General features: G+C 48.6%; 18 protein-coding genes and 1 riboswitch. Of the genes, 11 read left to right on the top strand and 7 right to left on the bottom strand.

Going from position 1 to position 17,627, the window contains the following annotated elements:
* Positions 1–90 precede the first annotated feature (90 nt).
* Both EL268_RS23670 and EL268_RS23665 read left to right on the top strand, forming a co-directional pair.
* A complete protein-coding gene (locus tag EL268_RS23670; protein WP_106655699.1) occupies positions 91–804 on the top strand; it encodes a hypothetical protein in 714 nt (237 codons plus the stop codon).
* A 54-nt stretch (positions 805–858) separates the two neighbouring features.
* Complete coding sequence (locus EL268_RS23665; protein WP_106655698.1) at positions 859–1,905, top strand: GrpB family protein; 1,047 nt, start codon at positions 859–861, stop codon at positions 1,903–1,905.
* A 77-nt stretch (positions 1,906–1,982) separates the two neighbouring features.
* Here the strand turns inward: EL268_RS23665 and EL268_RS23660 are convergent, their stop codons facing one another.
* From EL268_RS23660 to EL268_RS23645, 4 genes are read right to left on the bottom strand one after another with little or no spacing between them, the layout of a single operon-like run.
* Positions 1,983–2,708, bottom strand: a complete 726-nt coding sequence (locus tag EL268_RS23660; RefSeq protein WP_106655697.1) for an ABC transporter ATP-binding protein — start codon at positions 2,706–2,708, stop codon at positions 1,983–1,985.
* Between the two features lie 4 nt (positions 2,709–2,712).
* Positions 2,713–3,519 carry an ABC transporter permease gene (locus tag EL268_RS23655; RefSeq protein WP_106655696.1) on the bottom strand — a complete coding sequence of 269 codons (807 nt, stop codon included), beginning with the start codon at positions 3,517–3,519 and terminating at the stop codon, positions 2,713–2,715.
* Between the two features lie 17 nt (positions 3,520–3,536).
* Positions 3,537–4,118, bottom strand: a complete 582-nt coding sequence (locus tag EL268_RS23650; protein WP_106655695.1) for a nitrous oxide reductase accessory protein NosL — start codon at positions 4,116–4,118, stop codon at positions 3,537–3,539.
* Positions 4,115–5,407, bottom strand: a complete 1,293-nt coding sequence (locus tag EL268_RS23645) for a right-handed parallel beta-helix repeat-containing protein (RefSeq protein ID WP_106655694.1) — start codon at positions 5,405–5,407, stop codon at positions 4,115–4,117. Before EL268_RS23645 ends, EL268_RS23650 begins: the two co-directional genes overlap by 4 nt.
* Positions 5,408–5,776: 369 nt before the next feature.
* On the opposite strand from EL268_RS23645, the gene EL268_RS23640 reads away from it, so the two are divergent.
* Both EL268_RS23640 and EL268_RS23635 read left to right on the top strand, forming a co-directional pair.
* Positions 5,777–6,088 carry a hypothetical protein gene (locus tag EL268_RS23640; RefSeq protein ID WP_106655693.1) on the top strand — a complete coding sequence of 104 codons (312 nt, stop codon included), beginning with the start codon at positions 5,777–5,779 and terminating at the stop codon, positions 6,086–6,088.
* Between the two features lie 73 nt (positions 6,089–6,161).
* Positions 6,162–7,736, top strand: a complete 1,575-nt coding sequence (locus EL268_RS23635; protein WP_106655692.1) for an FMN-binding glutamate synthase family protein — start codon at positions 6,162–6,164, stop codon at positions 7,734–7,736.
* Between the two features lie 181 nt (positions 7,737–7,917).
* On the opposite strand, the gene EL268_RS23630 is transcribed toward EL268_RS23635, so the two are convergent.
* Together EL268_RS23630 and EL268_RS23625 are read right to left on the bottom strand one after the other, a co-directional pair.
* On the bottom strand, positions 7,918–8,448 hold the full coding sequence (locus EL268_RS23630; protein WP_106655691.1) for a peroxiredoxin: 531 nt from the start codon (positions 8,446–8,448) through the stop codon (positions 7,918–7,920).
* A gap of 75 nt (positions 8,449–8,523) precedes the next feature.
* Positions 8,524–9,408 (bottom strand): hypothetical protein, encoded by an 885-nt coding sequence (locus EL268_RS23625; protein WP_106655690.1) that lies wholly within the window; start codon positions 9,406–9,408, stop codon positions 8,524–8,526.
* A 280-nt stretch (positions 9,409–9,688) separates the two neighbouring features.
* Between EL268_RS23625 and EL268_RS23620 the strand changes: the two genes are divergently transcribed.
* A complete protein-coding gene (locus EL268_RS23620; protein ID WP_106655689.1) occupies positions 9,689–11,776 on the top strand; it encodes a TerD family protein in 2,088 nt (695 codons plus the stop codon).
* Positions 11,777–11,846: 70 nt separating this feature from the next.
* Here EL268_RS23620 and EL268_RS23615 read toward each other — a convergent pair whose 3' ends face one another.
* Positions 11,847–12,539, bottom strand: coding sequence for a M15 family metallopeptidase (locus tag EL268_RS23615; RefSeq protein ID WP_106655688.1), 693 nt, complete (start codon positions 12,537–12,539; stop codon positions 11,847–11,849).
* A 183-nt stretch (positions 12,540–12,722) separates the two neighbouring features.
* A riboswitch (cobalamin riboswitch) is annotated at positions 12,723–12,938 on the top strand.
* A gap of 165 nt (positions 12,939–13,103) precedes the next feature.
* Between EL268_RS23615 and cobO the strand changes: the two genes are divergently transcribed.
* From cobO to cbiB, 6 genes are read left to right on the top strand one after another with little or no spacing between them, the layout of a single operon-like run.
* On the top strand, positions 13,104–13,652 hold the full coding sequence (cobO, locus tag EL268_RS23610; protein ID WP_106655687.1) for a cob(I)yrinic acid a,c-diamide adenosyltransferase: 549 nt from the start codon (positions 13,104–13,106) through the stop codon (positions 13,650–13,652).
* On the top strand, positions 13,649–14,764 hold the full coding sequence (gene cobD / locus EL268_RS23605; protein ID WP_106655686.1) for a threonine-phosphate decarboxylase CobD: 1,116 nt from the start codon (positions 13,649–13,651) through the stop codon (positions 14,762–14,764). Before cobO ends, cobD begins: the two co-directional genes overlap by 4 nt.
* The gene (gene cobU / locus EL268_RS23600; protein WP_106655685.1) at positions 14,761–15,300 is read left to right on the top strand and encodes a bifunctional adenosylcobinamide kinase/adenosylcobinamide-phosphate guanylyltransferase; all 540 of its coding nucleotides are present in this window, start codon (positions 14,761–14,763) and stop codon (positions 15,298–15,300) included. Before cobD ends, cobU begins: the two co-directional genes overlap by 4 nt.
* On the top strand, positions 15,297–16,037 hold the full coding sequence (cobS, locus tag EL268_RS23595; RefSeq protein ID WP_106655684.1) for an adenosylcobinamide-GDP ribazoletransferase: 741 nt from the start codon (positions 15,297–15,299) through the stop codon (positions 16,035–16,037). The genes cobU and cobS overlap by 4 nt, the downstream gene beginning before the upstream one ends.
* Positions 16,034–16,666 (top strand): histidine phosphatase family protein, encoded by a 633-nt coding sequence (locus EL268_RS23590; RefSeq protein WP_106655683.1) that lies wholly within the window; start codon positions 16,034–16,036, stop codon positions 16,664–16,666. Before cobS ends, EL268_RS23590 begins: the two co-directional genes overlap by 4 nt.
* Positions 16,663–17,613, top strand: a complete 951-nt coding sequence (cbiB, locus tag EL268_RS23585; protein WP_106655682.1) for an adenosylcobinamide-phosphate synthase CbiB — start codon at positions 16,663–16,665, stop codon at positions 17,611–17,613. Before EL268_RS23590 ends, cbiB begins: the two co-directional genes overlap by 4 nt.
* Positions 17,614–17,627 lie beyond the last annotated feature (14 nt).

Below are 17,627 nucleotides of genomic sequence, written 5' to 3'. Positions count from 1 at the left end.
AGCTGTTTACCGGTATACGGGGCAGAACTTTTTTAAAAAGTTCTGTCCTTATTTTTTTTGTCACAATAAATGAAGAGGGGCATTATTAAAATGAAATTAATTCCAAGAAAATTAACGAGTATTGCATTGGCAACAGTTTTGGCTTTATCTAGTTCGATTCCTGCTTTAGCTGCTAGTAACGTAAATCCTGTTGTGAATGTAAATGCAAATAATGAGGTTAATCAAATAGATGTTGAAGGATTCAAAACTGCAGTAGGCCGTGCAGTGTTTACCATTGTGATAAGATCATTGTCACTTTATTCAAAGGGAAAGAAGATATCGGAAAGAGTAGAGGAATCTGAGATAGAAGACGCAATTAAAGAGTATTTTGATATTACTTTTTACAGTAGTGGTCGAGATCTTGCAACATGGAATGTTGGAAGAGGAAAGGACGTGATTTTAGAGGCTGGAGATGACTCCTCTTATGGTTTTGAGCATATTTTAGCAAAGCATGTTCCTAAGTATTTTAATCAATACGATGAAGCAGAAGAAGCAATGAATAATGGTGATGTAATTACATTCTTTGATAAAAATGATGACATAAAAGATGTTTATGAAAATCTTGATTACGTAATTAAGAAGTATAAAAGTAAAATTTCTCAAGATGGTTTTAAGAACAGGGAAGAAAGATTCAAAGTGAAAGGGAAGGATGGGGAAAATTACATTTTGATTATCAAAGGTGGAGAGGTAATCACATTCTATCCTGACAGATGGAATAAAGCTGATATTTTTGAAACATATCAAGGACCTGGGATTCCAGTTTAATTAAGGGGGGGAACTCCCCCTTTTTTATCGTAATATTAGATATGGAGGTGTATTATGAAGGCTATATCATTTATTCAATATCCTGACAAAAAGATTCGTCGTTTCCCAGTAGGGAATGAATCGGAATATTTCTTTGATATAAGTTCAAGTGATTTGAACAAGATCGCAGAGGTAAGTGGCGGAGTTAGAGGTTACATAGTGCTTACAGATGATGACAATAATGAGATGTTAGGTCCTAGTTTATTTGGTTGGATTGACAGTTTGTGGTTGGAGCTGTATTACATAGTAGAAAAGTTAATGCTTTATGGATATGGAACAACTTATACTAGGACTGGAAGCAAACGATTAGTGGTACAAACATACGCACGATCTTCAATGAAGCTTTATGTTACTACAAGCGAAGGATCGATAAAGGATGAGTTTACAATCCCATTTCAAAAGGAGTTTATAAAAACTGTACTTCATGGGGCGAATCATTTTTTTGTAAGGCTTAAGGAACAACTACATATAAAAGATTACGATGAGGATATCAGTAAAATACAGGACTTGTTAACGAAAGCCGAGAATTTTCAACCAATCGAGCCGTATTTCCAATTTCAGAATGAAGTGACGAGAATCAATACATTGCTTTTTCAGCATAATGAGAATTGGCGAGAAATGTTTGAAAAAGAGCAAGCGTATTTAAGGGAGATAATTACAGAGACCGATTTCGATATCCAGCACGTAGGAAGCACGGCTGTAAACACACTACCAGCTCGTCATGTCATTGATATTCTTATCGGTACAAAATCAAAGTGGTCATCTGAAATGATCGTTAACGACTTGCTCCGTGACTACTTCGACTATCCGACTTCTTTCCCAGTCGATGCGTTTAAAAAAGGCACTCCACCAGACTATCAGTACAACATTTACGTGACAGAGAAGAACGGCGAGTTTTGGAACAGTGTGATAACGTTTCGAGACAAGCTGTTATCGGATGAGGGCTTGGCAAAGGAATATGACGAGTTGAAGAGGAAAGCCTCCGATCGTGGTGACCTTCAAGAATACGAAAACCAAAAAAGCGCATTTATTGAAAGAAATGATTCGTTGAAATTGACTTAGGATAAACATTAAAAAAGCCCTGTTACCGAAATAAAATGGTAACAGGGCTTTTGCCATGCCAAACAAATCTTCATTTTTCATGCTTTTGCTTGATTAACAAGCTCAGAGAAGGCCCCGTACAAACCAATTGCCCCATACTGCTGCTGGTACTCCTTAATCGACCCATCCCGAACGATTTTCCCGTTCATCAAGAAAATCGCCCGATCCGCCACCGCATCTGCCACCTGCAGCTGATGCGTCGTAAAGAGGACGGATTGACCCGAGAGCTTTACTTCGCGGACGAGATCGACGAAGGCATCCATCCAATACGGATCGAGTCCGTTGGTTGGTTCATCGAGGACGACGAGTGCAGGCTTGGCCAATATCGCTTGGGCAAACAAGAGGCGCTGCTGCATGCCTTTAGAGAACTGAGACACCCGTTTGTTTCTCACTTCATGCAATCCCACCATTTTCAGCAGTCGATCCGCCTCTTCTGGGGTCCGATTGCGCAGGGAAGCGTAGAACTCGAGCGTTTCTTTCGCAGTAAGTCCGGCAGAAAACGTAAAGTGATCCGGCATATAACCGATTTCTTGAAGATACTCCACGCGATTGTCGTTCCAGTTCAATCCGTTTAGCTGAATGGTTCCCGAAGAAGGAGGGAGAATACCAACCAGCATCCGCAGGATCGTACTTTTCCCTGCACCATTACCGCCGCATAAGGCTACGACCTGACCGGGTTCAATGTTCATACTGAATGGGTGGACGATTGTTTTGCCATTGATTTCCTTGCTGACCTGGTCGATGGTAAGTCCTAACGTATTCATCGCATTACCTTCTTTCCCATACCCGGATGGCTATGAACAAGGTCGCACTGATCCAGAGCAGACTGAGTGCGACAAAGATGAGATCACCAAGCGGAGAGTCAGCCCAATACACCCATTTGTAGTATTCAGGTCCAAAGATCGAGCCTCCGCCTAACCTGGCAACGGAAAAGATTCGTACAAACTCCGCTGGATTGAGAAATGTTGCGAGCTGAAGCAGAGGCTTGATCCATGTATAAGGGACGAAGCTGAGCACAGAGATGAGCAGAGTAGGCCATGCAAGAATATAGAAGAACCAGACGCTGACCCCCATTGTCAAAGCCTGCCAACGGTTTTTACTGATGGCGCCAATCAGCATGGCGATACCCAAAAATAACAGAATGAGACAGATGGAAAAGGCAAGCAAAAACAAGAGAGTCGAAAATGCAAAGCTTTTTCCTAACAGCATGCCAGCCACACCAGACAACCCATACCCAAAGCTGACGATTGCGACTAACACGAGTGCTTGTCCCAAGTATTTCCCCAACAAGAAGGAGGAGGTTGTCATGGCGTAGGTGGAGAGGAGCTGCCAGCTTCCCTCTTCTTTTTCCGCTGTTAAGGAAAAAGAGGAGAGAAGCATCGTCATCAGTGGCAGCAAGTACAAAATCAGATTCAGCATGGTACCTGTCGTATACGTATAACCCTTCATGTAGGACTGCGATTGGATGATCAAGAGTCCCAAACTAAACAGGGAGAACAGAGCCATAAACGAGTAGGACCATGGATTGCGAAAGCCTACCTTCACTTCTCGTTTGGCAATCAGATTGATGTGCAAAGACTCCACTTCCTCTGTTAGTTGTGTGTGGTTGGGGTAGTGCTGTTGCTGCCGTGATCGGCTGGCTTGCTTTCGTGACCGCCATTATGTTGCCCTTCGGAAGACTGACCGTCTTTGTTCATGTGCTTGCTCATGCTGTTTTCCCAGCTATGATTTTTCAACTCTTCCGCACTCATGACAATGCCTTTCTTTTGTTCCTGAACGAAGCTGTCTGCAGCAGACTTCTCTTTGAAGGAATAGATGCCATACGTCATCGGCGTTTTGAAGTCTTTGTCGTAAGCGTAGGTAGCTTGCTCTGCTTTTGTCCATTCTGCTGTGTAGTAATCGCGGACAAATTGTACAGCCACGTTATCGGTTCCATTTTCTTTCGTCCAGTTGTGCATGCAACCGAGATCATCGAACTTCAGTGCTTTTCCATCTTTTAAGACGATTTCAGTAGCATTGTGATCATTAGGGACATGCATTTTGCAAAGGTCGCATTTGTCTACGCCTTCTGCGATATCTACAGGTTTTGGCTCTTCGCTTCCGCAGCCGACCATAAGCAGGCTAATGCCGATAATTGCTCCGATTGTTGTGCACCATGTTTTTATTTTGTTCATGATTTTTTCACTCCTATATAAATGATCGAACAGCTTCCTATTAACAAGATAAGTCCAAGAATGCCTGCACCCCAACCGCTCGTTTTTCCCGATTCAATTAGCACGGTGTCCGAGGGTTGCATTAAAGGAGATGCGTCCTTGATTGCTGAGCCGGCCCCACTTGTAAACAAGCCTTCCAGAAACACGAATCCCGGGGCTTGAAAAAACAGCTGGTAGGCAGGAACCGCATCGGTCAAACCCAAGTAAAAAGGATTCATCTCGTATGGCAAATCACTGCGGGAATCCCCGGTCACATCGAGTCCTTGCAGATTGTCCCAGTAGTTTTTGTTTAAGTTGTTGTTCTGGCTATCCTGGGCTTGCGCTTGGATGACGTTGGAGACAAATTGGTTATCGGTTAATACGTTGTCAGACGAGGCCAAAAACTGCATGCCGATAAAGTTGAGACTGAGTAAATTGTTTTTGACCGTAATGCCGGATGATTGCTCTAAATACAGTCCAACGCGGTTCCCCTCAATCGTGTTGTTCGCAACTAGCGTGTTCTGTACGGTAATCAGAAGAATTCCTTGCGAACCAGGATTTTTTTGCTGTTTCAAAAATTGATTCCCGGTAACCGTCAGATTGCGCGATTCCATGAGCTGGGAGCCCGTCACATTTTCCATCCCAATGTTGTTGATGACCGTTGTATCAGAGGTACCCATGAAGTGATAGCCGTACCGCGATTTCGTCACCAGATTTTGTTCCAGATGGTTTCGATCGCTATTTTCGACGTAAAAGCCATCTTCGACATTCGTCACCTGATTTTTAATGAAACGGTTATGATGCGATTCACGCAGGTCGATTCCGTTACCTCGTCTCGCTTTTTCCGTTTGCTTTGGCTTTACTTCGGGCTGTGCCCCGTGATTATGTCCAGTACTGGTCGTTGGGCTGCCATCGCCTTTGATTTTTCCGATGACTTGAACGTTGTGCAGCGTGTTGTAGTCTGCTTGCCGTAATTGAATACCGATTCCTTTCGTTTCAACGATGACGTTCTCCAGGAAGTTTTGATCGCCACGGATGACAAGAGCGGCAACATCACTGTTGATACGTTTGTCCACGATATGGATTCCTTGCACGCTCACATTGTCGCTTTCAATCGTGAGCGTTGCCTCCTCCTCGGTCGGATTGATGATCTTCACTTGACCACCGGCTACCAATTGAATCGGCTTGGTAATACGGATAGGACCTTTGTACAAGCCATATGGGATGGTAACGGTATCGTTAGGGCGTGCTTGATCAATCATCGCCTGCAAGGAGTCAGAATCCGCAAGCGTTGCCTTGGCTGTGATCGGCAGCTGTAGAGCAACGATACAAATGACGGAGACGAAAAGTAGCGAGAGAGATAATTTTCGATTAATCCATCGTAAAGACAGGGCGCATCCTCCCCTATTCCACTAGAGAGCTCTCTTGTTTATTGCCGGATAATCGGCTGCTAGCTACATTTAGGATAACAGCCTCTTTTCATTTTCGTATGACTCAACCGGGCTATAAAACGTGTCAAAAAACGCAACGATTATAAAAAATGGAAGGGTGTGAGAGCCAGACGTCTGAGGTGGCATTGTGCAATCAAAGCGGTCATACTAAATGGGAGAGAAGGAAGAGACGAAAAGGAGAGACGATAAATGGATACAAACATAGAGAAAGCACTGCGCACGACGCTGGAATATTGGGAGCGGATGAAAAAGAGCCACGAGGACGACGCGGAGGACGATGCGAATCAGTTTGAGGCTTCGTTTTACCGCATGATGGAGCAAATCCGCGAGTGGTACGATCAGCTGGAGAAGAAGCCTGATACGCTGGAGGATGCACTGCTTCTTCCGGACATGGCGGAGGTTGCGGAGGAGCTGCCTGTAGAGATCATGCTGAATTTTGAAACCGAGCTGGAATTGATCGTAGATGGGCAAATACGCGAGGATGATGAGAAATACGATTAAAAACAGGTGACTTGTTGCATCCTATCCTTGACATGATTTACTAGAATATTGTGTTTGGGGAGGGTAAGCACAAGTGGTACCTACTCTGTTATGCGTCATTATCTTCATCATACTTTTACCACCCATTGTATTTTTCGGGTACATGTATGCCCTGTCTAAACAGCCGAAGCACTCCATTATTCGATCCCATCCGTTTTTGGGGTGGATGCGCTATTTGCTGGAAAAGCTCGGGCCTGAGCTTCGTCAGTATTGGTTTGACGATGATACAGACGGGAGGCCGTTCTCCAGAGCTGACTTCGTGGGCCTCATGTATGCGGCAAAATACCGGACGGATCTGATCTCGTTCGGAGGGAAACGCGATTACGAGAAGCCCGGCTTCTATTTGTCCAATGCGATGTTCCCGAAGCTGACGAGTGAGCTGCGGGTAGATAACGAGAAAGTCGTCCCTGGCAAAAAGTATGAGATTACCCATGAGGGACTGTTTACAAGAAGAGAAAAGTTTATCGAGGAACAAGAGGTTAAGCCGTGGCTGCTGCATGACGAGGATGTCATTGTCGTGGGCGAAAACAGAAGGGAGCCCTGGCGGCTAAAAGGGATGTTCGGTGCTTCAGCTACCTCCTTTGGAGCAGTGGGAGAGAACTATATCATGTCCACTGGGTATGGGGCACGTATGGCAGGCGGTTCTTGGATCAATACGGGAGAGGGTGGCGTCGCAGAAGTGCATCTCTCCACGGGTGCGGATATCATTTCGCAAATCGGGCCGGGGATGTTTGGCTTCCGTGATGACAAGGGCAAGTTTTCGATCGAAGAATACAAAAAAAAGGCAAGCATCCCGAACATCAAAGCGTTCGAACTGAAATTTCATCAAGGGGCCAAAATACGCGGTGGGCACCTCGAAGGCTCCAAGGTCACGGAAAAAGTCGCGGCAGCAAGGCTGGTACCTGTAGGACAAACGGTCAATTCACCGAACCGCTTCGAATTCCTTACAAATCCGGATGAAGCATTGCGTTTCATCGGCAGTTTGCAGGAGGCGGGAGGCAAGCCGGTGGGAGTAAAAATCGTCGTTGGCGATCCAAAGCGGTTGGAGCATTTTTTTGAGAAAATGCTGGAGTTGTCCATTTACCCGGATTTCATTACGGTTGACGGCTCTGAGGGCGGTTCAGGCGCAATGTTTAAGGCAATGGCTGACGGCATGGGCTTGCCCCTTTTCGCCGCGCTGATCATTCTCGATGATACGATGAGGAAATTCGGCGTACGGGACCGCATCAAGATTTTTGCTGCTGGCAAGCTCGTTACCCCTGACAAAGTAGCGATCGCCATGGCATTGGGAGCGGATTGCGTCAACTCCGCGCGCGGCTTCATGATTGCCACTGGCTGCATCATGGCGATGCAATGCCATACGGGTAAATGTCCGACAGGAGTCACTACGACAGATTCCAAATACCAGGAGGCGTTGGTTCCGGCAGAAAAGCAGTGGCGTGTCATGAACTATATTTTGCAGTTAAGAGAAGGCTTGTTCTCGCTGGCGGCCGCATGTGGCTTGGAGAGTCCCACTGAGCTTCGGAGAGAGCATGTCGTGTTTACCAACGAAAGCGGGGAGACCATGCGTGTGGTGGACTTGTTTCCGTACCCGGTCGTGTCCAGATGAGTATTTACAAATAAGATAAATAATGGTATGGTGGATGAATCAGGCTATAGTACACCTTCCTTCTACAATTACTGGATATTAGGGGTACTGCTTTCCTGATTTTTTTATGCCTATTCTAAAATGAAAGAAGGCCGTATGATCCTGTGCAAGCGATCATGCGGCCTTTGTTTATGTTGATCGATTAGGATATCGTGTTTTGCCCAGGCTTCCAGTCCATAGGGCACAATCCGCCTGATTGCAGAGCTTCGATCACACGGAGCGTCTCATCTACGCTTCTGCCAACCTTGGAGTTGGAGATGACTGCGTATTGCAGGATGCCTTCTGGATCGATGATGAAGCTGCCGCGCAGCGGGGCTTTGGTTGCTTCGTCCAGTACACCGTATGCAAGGGTCGCTTCTTTGCTGTAATCGGAAGCGAGCGGGAATGAGAGTGGACCGATGCCTTCACCCGATCTCATCCATGCTTTGTGTGTATGTATGCTGTCGCCGCTAATGCCAAGCACCTCGACATTCAAATCCGCGAACTCCTTGATCCGGCGGTTGAGGCTGAGGATTTCCGTCGGGCATACTTTCGAAAAGTCAAACGGGTAAAAGAACAAAAGAAGCCATTTTCCACGATAGTCTACCAAGCTCTTTGGCAAGGGAAATCCGTTGTCAAACGTAACGGTGTCCATCGTAAAATCAGGTGCAGGAAGTCCAATACGCGCTGTCATAGATCAATCTCCTCGTTTCTGATACCGTATGTCAGGTACTGGTAACAAAGTATCACGAATGATAAGGAGAATCAATTAGTTCGGAATATCAGAAGTGTTGTGGAGCTTTTTTGCATCGTTCTTTTGTAGAAGGAAGTAAACGATTGGAATGAAGGCAACCAAGAAACAACAGGCGGCGAGAATCGGCAATACGGACATCTCCAAAACAGCACGACCGAGATAAGTTTGCCAGCCGATTGCAGCTAAACCGAGCAAGTAGGCGATACCTGTGAGATGGATGAATCCCGTACGGCCAGTAGACACGTGTTTTTTACGTTCAGCTAACCAAGCGACAAAAGGAACTGCTTGCAGAGCATGAAAACCAATACCGTGGAGCCAAATGATATTCCCCTGCTGCCCGACCACTCGACCATCATTGAATGAAATCCAGAGGCCTGCCGCAAACGAGAGCATAATCGCAATCATTGCATAGCGGATGCCAACTGCCAGCTCTGGGTGTAGGGAATATGCTTTTCTGCGGAAAAACTGAATGGCAATGAATACATAAAAGAGGACCAAGAGAAGAGCCACAAAAGTAAAAATGGAACCGACAGCGACGTCGAAGGGTGTGCCATTTTTGACAAACCTCGGGTCCACGCCGCGGAAGTTTTGTACAGTTTCCGCTCCGTACGAGTATAAAGCAAGCAAGATATAAGACCAGCGAAAGAAAGCTCTACTTCGCGTGCCCAGGGCAGATAACGGAATGATTGCGGCTGTCGACAATAAAAATATTCCGAGTGCGGCATTAAAGGAAAACGCTTTCGAGACATCGCCATTTGGAGCGACGGGTCCTCCGTGCAGCATGACCCAGATTGCACAAATGGCAGCCAATAAGAAGCCGAGCATGCCGGTATACACTAACCATTTCTCCCCTTGAAAGAAAGGGGGTGCTGTATGACTTTCCATAACAGATTGATTCATGAATCGAGTTCTCCCTCCTGTAAAGTTTTGGTACTCTGCTATTCACTTTACAGGGATGGAGAATACGGAATAACGGGCAGCGGAATGAAATCGAATTAGGACCAGGGACGGATTTGTTCTCGTTCCTGAGGGAGAGCTTTACCATCAGGAAAAATTGAAGTAAACTGTATAAAAATGACAAAAAGGAATAAAAAATCAGGCTATTGTACACCTTCCTTCTGAGCTAAAGGTTTGGTTCACCATTAGGGGTACTGCTTTCCTGATTTTTTTCGTGATGCCAATGAAAAATCAAATCTACCTTCGCCGGAAAAATAAAATCATCGTACATCAGGGGCAGCATGAACTGCCTACCTCTTATTTAGCTGCGGCTTTGCGCAATATTGAGAGCTTGGGCTATACCTTTTCGCTGGAATTGCTAGAAAGAATCCGGACGCTGTCGGAAGGAGAGTTTTTCGCGCTCTATTCGGATGTGATAGCTGTACTCAAGGTAAAGATCGGGTCATCCCGCCAGTACAAGCCGATGTATCCGAATTTTCCTAAGCAAGTCATGGAGGCTAGCGAGGGTGAGCTGTTTGTAAATGCGATCATTCATTATTTGACGTGGAACCTTCCTGTGCACGAAGTGAAAAAACGGTTGCCTCTGCTGAGAGAATCTCGCCTGAAGCTGATTCATTTGGGCACAGACGAAGAGCTGTTGCAGATAGGAATGAACTTGCTGCGCTCCAATAGCTCACTCTCTGCTACTGACAGGGATGACTTGGAGGGCTTGATTCAGGCCTATGAAGGAATCGCTGAAGCTCTGCCAGCGGAGATTCCCCAAAAGGAAAACGTGGCGATTGCTGCGAGCCTGTTGCTGAAGTATGACAAGCTTCCTGCTGCTTTTTTTGCCCACTATTGCAAGACCGCGACAGATGTGTTGCGTCTGGCAGTGGCGCTGTCTGACGGGGATGTGAGCTTGGCAGAGCCTGCAAAATTTCGCAAGTTCAAACGCGGGGAGAGAAGGCTGCTCCTTAGCCTGCTGGAAGCCAGCTCGAATATCGTAGAAGACATGAATCGTTACAAAAACAGATGGATTCGTCTCGGGGAAATCTTGCATCCGTTTGAATATAAGGATCGCTATCCGAAAGCGGCAGAAGCATTCGATATTTTGCGCAACAATCACAAGGTCGAGACGTTCAATAGCCAAGTAGAGCAGGCGCTGGTCCGTGCGGATGTGAATACGGCGATCAAGCTGCTCGAACAGCGTCCAGGGGAATTTGCCCGACGTCTGGATCATTTATTGCGTTTGACGGAGCAGGGGAGTTCAGTCCTCTCTGCCTTCGAGAAAATTGCGGGTGGTGTATCGACTCCAGTTCTTCTGCAAGTCATGAATCACTTCGACAAACGGGATAGCTACGGGGAATGGCGGACCTTTTTTCCGAAAGGGCAAGTGGCGAAAGTACAGGCAATCGAAAACCGAGTGCCAGGGCTTCCAGAGGACATCAGACAGAAGGCAGCGGATATTTGCCGGACATCGTTGTTGAACCGTTTTGCCCAATTGCCGGCGCTGGGCAACGTCTATATCGACCCGCGGCTGCAGGAGCATCTCGTTCCGTTTTCGATGCGATCTGCCAGCAAAGCACTGCGTACGATTGCACGCGGCTCCCGGCTAACGATCCCGGATGGAGGAACGATTCGCTTTTTCCTGTGGTGGAGAGAAGGGATTGTCAACGATGTCCCTACAGGCAGAGTCGATATCGATTTGTCTGCCGTGCTCTATAACGAAGACTGGAGATACATGGAGCATATATCCTATACCAATCTGCGTTCCGACAAGTATCAAGCGTGCCACAGCGGGGATATTGTGGAGGCGCCCAAAGGCGCGTGCGAATTCATCGACATCGACATGGATTCTGTCATCCGCTATGGCGGTCGATATGTCGTCATGAACCTGTATTCGTTTACGAGTCAGCCTTATTGCGATTTGCCTGAATGCTACGCAGGCTGGATGATTCGTTCGGCGCCACAGACAGGAGAAATTTTCGAGCCGCAGACGGTACAGGACAAGATTGATCTCGCCGCAAACACGCGGATTTGTATCCCGGTCATTCTGGATCTCGTGGAGAGAAAAGTGATTTGGACGGATATCGCCCTGAATTCCGATCCGCGGTTTGCCAACAATGTGGAGTCCAATGCCGGAGGGGTGGAGCTGATGGGAAGAGCGCTCACCTCGTTGGTGAAGCCTACCCTGCATGAGTTGTTCATGCTTCATGCACAGGCGAGAGGGACCCTGACTGATCAAGCGCAAGAGGCAGATACGGTATTTTCCTTGGAAGAGGGAATTACGCCGTTTGATACGGAGATCATCATGGCGGATTTTATGCAGTGATTGATTCATAAGGAATAAGTAAGACCGTCAGGCAGTATGGGCTGACGGTCTTTTTCTTGAATCTTATTTCTTACATCGACAAAACCCCGCCATAGATGGGCTCTTGCTGCGTTTTTTGTCCCCAGGTGCGCGTTCCGTATTCGAAATGCCACCATTCTTTCGGATAGTTGACGAATCCGGCATCGCTCATCAAATGATAGAGCAGTCGGCGATTGTCTCGAATCTCGATGTCTTTTTGTGTAGGCTGTACGAGTTCTTCATAATGGCGAGTCGAAGCCCTTTCACTGAAATCATCGAAGGCTGTCCCCATCTCCAGCCATCCATCAGGTCCTGCGATAGTCAGATCGACTGCGCCACCGGATAGGTGAGGGGACGGTTTGGAGAGGTCTGTTGTTGGATAAGCGACGAATTTGCTCAATTCTTCCGTGAGAGCGGGTCCTTCCTGCCAGCCTTGTAAAAGCAAGGCTTCACGAAAACGTTCATACAACGAGGCTTGTACTTCGAACGAGCGCCAGCCGTCCAACACGACGAGCTTGTAGCCAACAGGCAGTTGCGCGGCTGCCATGGCGAGCTTGCGTGCTGCCCCTTCTCGCAAAAAAGCTTCTGGCTGTGTTCCGGCATAGCCCTCGTGGTAGTAGGCTGGATAGACCGTGATTTGGGCAGAAAGGGAAGAGAGTGGGATCATCGGTTCGCCACATTCCTTGATGGGCAGTGGGCTGGGCAGGACCATGTCTGTTATTTTTGGAATCGGCGGAAATAGCATGACTGCACACCACTTTCGAGTGTTTTGCCAATAGGGTAACGAAAAACGTCAAGTAAGTAAACGGTCATTATCTTAAATTTTCTGCCAATAGACACCTGCGACGAATCGGCAGCTTTTGCTTGAATCCTCGGTAGCTTTTGCTATTATTAAAGCAAGTGCTTGTCAACGAAACGAATGACATTTACATATGGAAGAGAAACAGGTCCTTGTTTTTGCGAAACCGATTCGCAGGAGCAAGGTTAAAAGGGAAGTTTGGTGAAAAGCCAACGCGGTCCCGCCACTGTAAGAGAGTAGCTGTTCTTCAAGGCACCATGCCATCCACTGCCCATCCGGGAGCGGGAAGGAGAAGAAGAGCGATGATCCTCGAGCCAGGAGACCTGCCTGTTTTTATGTTTACACTGATTTCCTTCGGGTCAAAGGAAGAGGTGAGGATTGTGGCTTTTCAGCTATCCGCGCTTTGTTTTTCCTTACGTTCTGGGGAAACAGAGCGCTTTTTTTATTGGCTTCGGAAAGTATTTGGAGGAAACAGCGGAGTAAAATACATCACTTTTTGAGGTGGTCACGATGGAGAAAAACGATAAGAAGCGGGGCTTGACCCTCGTTTACACAGGAGACGGCAAAGGAAAAACGACGGCAGCCGTCGGGTTGGCTGTGCGGGCGACAGGGCGCGGGAAAAAGGTGCTGATGGTTCAATTCATCAAGTCGCCGGAGCGTACGTACGGAGAAAAGATTATTTTTGATAAATTGGGCATCGAAATTGTGCAAAAGGGTGTCGGCTTCACATGGACGAAGACACCGGAGGAGCATCGTCTGGCATTGAAAGAAGCTTGGGCGTTTGCGAGCGAAAAGCTCTCTTCCGGAGCGTACGATGTCGTCATTCTGGATGAGCTGAATAATGCATTGGCGATTGACCGCTTTCCGATTGACGATGTGCTGCCATTGACTGATGTGTTGAAAGCGATTCAAAACAGGCCAAGCCATATTCACCTCGTGATTACGGGACGGGCAGCAAAGCAGGAGATTTTGGACATCGCAGATTTGGTGACAGAGATGAAGCCAATCAAGCATTACTACGATGAAGGGATTCCAGCTGTGCTGGGGGTAGAGTTTTGACAAGCGCAGGTGTAATAGAGACGTACGGTCATGGTGGAGACTTGCTGACAGCAGCGCAACGCTTTGGTCGAGAGCCCGGGCAGTTTCTGGATTACAGTGCCAATATTAATCCGCTGGGAATGCCAGCAAGCGTCCGTGAGATGCTGCTGACTTCGCTCGCTGCTGTAGCGCATTACCCAGACCCTGGGCATCGTGTGTTTCGTCGTGTACTGGCGAAACGGCTGCAAGTGCCGGAGGAATGGTTGTTGCCTGCCAATGGTGCAGCGGAGGCAATGGCACTGGCCATTCTCGGTCTTTCGCCGCAAACAGTTGGTGTGGTGTATCCTTGCTTTTCGGAATACGCGCAACTTTCCGAGCAGTATGGCGCTCGTGTCATTGGCTGCTTCGGGAAGGAAGCGAACGGGTACAAGCCCGATCCTGAAGAGCTGCACGCTCTTTTTACGCAGTCTGATCTCGTCTTTGTCGGGTCGCCAAACAATCCGACAGGAATCCTGTATCAACCGGATGAGCTGCGCCAAATGGCGGAATGGACGAAAGAGACCAATACGTGGCTCATTGTGGATGAGGCTTTTCTCGATTTTGTGGACGAAGAGCGGCAGTATACATTGGTGATGCAGCTGGAGCGCTCTCCCCGTGTGATTTTGATGCGTTCGATGACGAAAATGTACGCGATCCCGGGATTGCGCCTTGGTTATGCGATTGCGCACCCAGATGTCATTGCGAGGATGCGCAAGAAGCAAGTGAGCTGGAGCGTGAATGCACTGGCCCTTTTGGCTGGAGAGCTGTGCTTGCAGGAGCAGGCATACGAGGAACAGACGCGCAGGCTCATAAAAGCAGAACGTGCATATTTGACCGATTGCATCAGCGGTGAGTTGGGCTGGCGGGTATGGCCAGGGGAGGCAAACTTTTTGCTGCTGCGCTCGCCAGAAGGATTGCCAGCAGAACAATTGCAGGCACGGCTCGGCAAAAAAGGCGTTCTGATCCGCAACTGTGCGATGTATCCCGGTTTAACGGCACATGATGTGAGAATCGCCGTGCGTGGACGAGAGGAAAATGAACAACTTCTGGCAGCGCTCCGCGAGGTCCATGCGGAAGGAAGTGAACAGCGATGAGCTTGGTGCTGGTAACAGGCGGTGTCCGCTCAGGAAAAAGCCGCTACGCAGAAGAGCTTGCGATAACGTTGAGCAATCGAGTCCTGTACGTGGCGACAGGCAAGGCCTGGGATGATGAAATGAAGCAGAGAATCGAGCTGCATCAGGCACGTCGTCCGCTGGAATGGGGCTGTGTGGAGGTAGGAGAGCGATTAACCGATTACCACGCATTCAGTGAGCAGTATGATGTAGTGTTGATCGATTGTCTGTCCACCTGGGTGAGTAATCGGTTGATGAGCGTGGATGAGTCGGAATGGAGAAGTGCATCACACACGCAAGCCCTTTTCCAGGAAGCAGAGGCATGGCTGTCCCTCGTGCAGAATTCCCCGCAAAAAGTCATTGCCGTCACAAGCGAGGTCGGATTGGGCGGTGTAGCCTTGAGTCGTTTAGGCAGATGGTTCGCGGATGTGCTGGGCGATGTCAATCAGAGAAGCGCGCGACAGGCGGACGCCGTCTACGCGGTTTTGTCAGGGATACCGTGGAGGATCAAAGGATGAATGCATTTTTACACGCGATCTCGTTTTTTACGCGTATTCCGGTTCCATGGCTTCGTCCTTCAGAGGAGGCGTGGAGAAAAAGCGTCAACTGGTATCCCGCAGTTGGTTTGGTCATCGGTTTATTGCTATGGGGTGTGCATCAGGCAGGACTGGTGCTGTTTAGTCCATGGATCGCCGCTATTTTGACGCTGGTCGCATGGGTCTACGTGACCGGTGGTCTTCATATGGATGGGTGGATGGACCTCGCGGACGGTCTTGGCAGCAGCAGACCGAGAGAGCAAATCCTTGCGATTATGAAGGACAGCCGTGTAGGTGCGATGGGCGTTCTTGCTGCGATTATGCTGTTGCTGATCAAGGCGGGTGCAGTCGCAGAGCTCGCACAACCGGGATGGAGCAGCTTTTTGATCGTAGCACCAGTGGCAGCACGGACACATGTGCTTTTGTCGATCAAGCTCTGGCCGTATCTTTCGGCGGACAAAGGGATCGGAAAAGGCATCAGTGCTGGACTTTCCGTTTCCTCTATCATCGTGAGCTACATCATCGTGTTTGCCGCAGGATGGTATTTTGGGGGCTTGCAGGTCATGACAGCTATTTTCCTGTCGATGTTGTTTGCTCTGTTGTTTTCACGCTCGGTTGCAAAAAAACTGGGCGGCTTAAATGGAGACTGCTACGGGGCTGTTATCGAAAGCAGTGAAGCGGTCGTTCTGCTGGTGTTGGTCGGGAGCTGGTGGTTATGAAGCTAGTTTGGATACGTCACGGGGAGACAGACAGCAATCGTGAGCATAGATATTTGGGGCATAGCGACGTTCCATTAAATGAACATGGGTATCTGCATGCGAGTGAGTTGGCAAAGGAATTACCTGTACTCATCGGGCAACCTGCTGCAATCTACGCAAGCGATCTGCTCAGATGCATCCAGACGGCCGAACCGCTCGCAGCTGCTTGGGGGCGATCGGTTATTCCGGAGCCAGCCTTGCGAGAGCTGTCTTTTGGTGAGTGGGAGCTGATGACCTACGACGAGCTGATGCAGACGGACCCTGTGCGAGCAACGAGGTGGTACGATGATCCTTTTCGAAATCGACCGCCACAAGGGGAGAGTCTGGAAGAGCTGGGAATGCGCGTGGATCGTTGGCTACATTCCTTGTTGGAAAGAGCAGGCGAGGAGGAGGCATCCGATACAATCGTCATCGTCACACATGGCGGCGTGATCCGCTGGTTCCAGGCTGCGTGGCTCGAAAACAATCCTGACCGATATTGGCAGGTCGATGGCATTAAGCATGGGGAGGCTCTAGTAGCGGAATGCTTGGATGCGGAAGGGCAGAGTTGGATGCGACAACCCCTGAAGAGTAAGAGAGGGACAACATGACAGAAGTATGGATATTATGCGCGGCCTACTTGATTGATCGGGTGGTGGGAGACCCCCGGAGCCTGCCGCATCCAGTGATCATCATGGGCTGGTGGATTACACGATTGGAGCGGGTCATACGTTCTCTCGTCAAAGAGGAGTCTCATTTGAAGCTGGCAGGAGTCCTGTTCCCGCTCGTGATCGTTTGCGGTAGCTACGCTGTTGTTTGGCTGCTTTTGTGGGGAGTGACGTTCATCCATCCGGTGCTTGCCTGGATATTGGGTGCCTGGTTGATTTCCACGACGATTGCGACAAAAGGCTTGGCTGATGCCGGGATGGAGATTGCCCGTCATCTCGTTGCTGGAGATATGGAAGCGGCAAGACGCTCCTTGTCCATGGTAGTCGGACGCGATACAGAGCGGTTAGATGAACCGGAAGTATGTCGGGGAGCAGTAGAAACCGTGGCGGAAAACATCGTAGATGCGATCGTCTCTCCACTGATTTACGCAGCGATTGGGGGAGCGCCATTGGCAATGGCGTACAGAGCCGCCAACACCCTCGATTCCATGGTTGGCTATAAAAACGAGCAGTATAGGAATCTCGGCTGGGCATCTGCCCGCTTTGACGATGTACTGAATTACATACCGGCCCGTTTGACAGCTTTGTTGCTCGTTGCCGCAAGCTGGCTGCAGCGATTGGATTGGAAGCAGTGCTGGGCAATGATCAGAAGAGATGCGCATTTGCATCCGAGTCCAAACAGCGGTTTGCCGGAAGCCGGAGTCGCTGGCGCATTAGGCGTGCAGCTCGGGGGACTGAATTATTACCAAGGTGTTGCGTCGAATCGGGCGAAAATGGGAGATGCGAAGCGACCATTGCAGGCAAGTGATATTGTCGCGACGATTCGTTTGATGTATCTCGTTTCGCTCTTATGTTTGCTCGTTAGCGTGATGATATCGATTTTATTATAAACAGGTAAGCGAAA

Origin of the sequence: Brevibacillus brevis (genome assembly GCF_900637055.1) — a bacterium.
GTDB lineage: Bacteria > Bacillota > Bacilli > Brevibacillales > Brevibacillaceae > Brevibacillus > Brevibacillus brevis.
Note: the sequence above shows the minus strand (reverse complement) of the source record. Positions and strands in the feature narration are given on the sequence as shown.

Bases quoted from the DNA above. Each gene is read 5' to 3' on its own strand.
- EL268_RS23670 (WP_106655699.1), top strand. From the start codon at position 91: ATGAAATTAATTCCAAGAAAATTAACGAGTATTGCATTGGCAACAGTT.
- EL268_RS23665 (WP_106655698.1), top strand. From the start codon at position 859: ATGAAGGCTATATCATTTATTCAATATCCTGACAAAAAGATTCGTCGT.
- EL268_RS23660 (WP_106655697.1), bottom strand. From the start codon at position 2,708: ATGAATACGTTAGGACTTACCATCGACCAGGTCAGCAAGGAAATCAAT.
- EL268_RS23650 (WP_106655695.1), bottom strand. From the start codon at position 4,118: ATGAACAAAATAAAAACATGGTGCACAACAATCGGAGCAATTATCGGC.
- EL268_RS23640 (WP_106655693.1), top strand. From the start codon at position 5,777: ATGGATACAAACATAGAGAAAGCACTGCGCACGACGCTGGAATATTGG.
- EL268_RS23630 (WP_106655691.1), bottom strand. From the start codon at position 8,448: ATGACAGCGCGTATTGGACTTCCTGCACCTGATTTTACGATGGACACC.
- EL268_RS23625 (WP_106655690.1), bottom strand. From the start codon at position 9,408: ATGAATCAATCTGTTATGGAAAGTCATACAGCACCCCCTTTCTTTCAA.
- EL268_RS23620 (WP_106655689.1), top strand. From the start codon at position 9,689: ATGAAAAATCAAATCTACCTTCGCCGGAAAAATAAAATCATCGTACAT.
- EL268_RS23615 (WP_106655688.1), bottom strand. From the start codon at position 12,539: ATGCTATTTCCGCCGATTCCAAAAATAACAGACATGGTCCTGCCCAGC.
- cobO (WP_106655687.1), top strand. From the start codon at position 13,104: ATGGAGAAAAACGATAAGAAGCGGGGCTTGACCCTCGTTTACACAGGA.
- cobU (WP_106655685.1), top strand. From the start codon at position 14,761: ATGAGCTTGGTGCTGGTAACAGGCGGTGTCCGCTCAGGAAAAAGCCGC.
- cobS (WP_106655684.1), top strand. From the start codon at position 15,297: ATGAATGCATTTTTACACGCGATCTCGTTTTTTACGCGTATTCCGGTT.
- EL268_RS23590 (WP_106655683.1), top strand. From the start codon at position 16,034: ATGAAGCTAGTTTGGATACGTCACGGGGAGACAGACAGCAATCGTGAG.
- cbiB (WP_106655682.1), top strand. From the start codon at position 16,663: ATGACAGAAGTATGGATATTATGCGCGGCCTACTTGATTGATCGGGTG.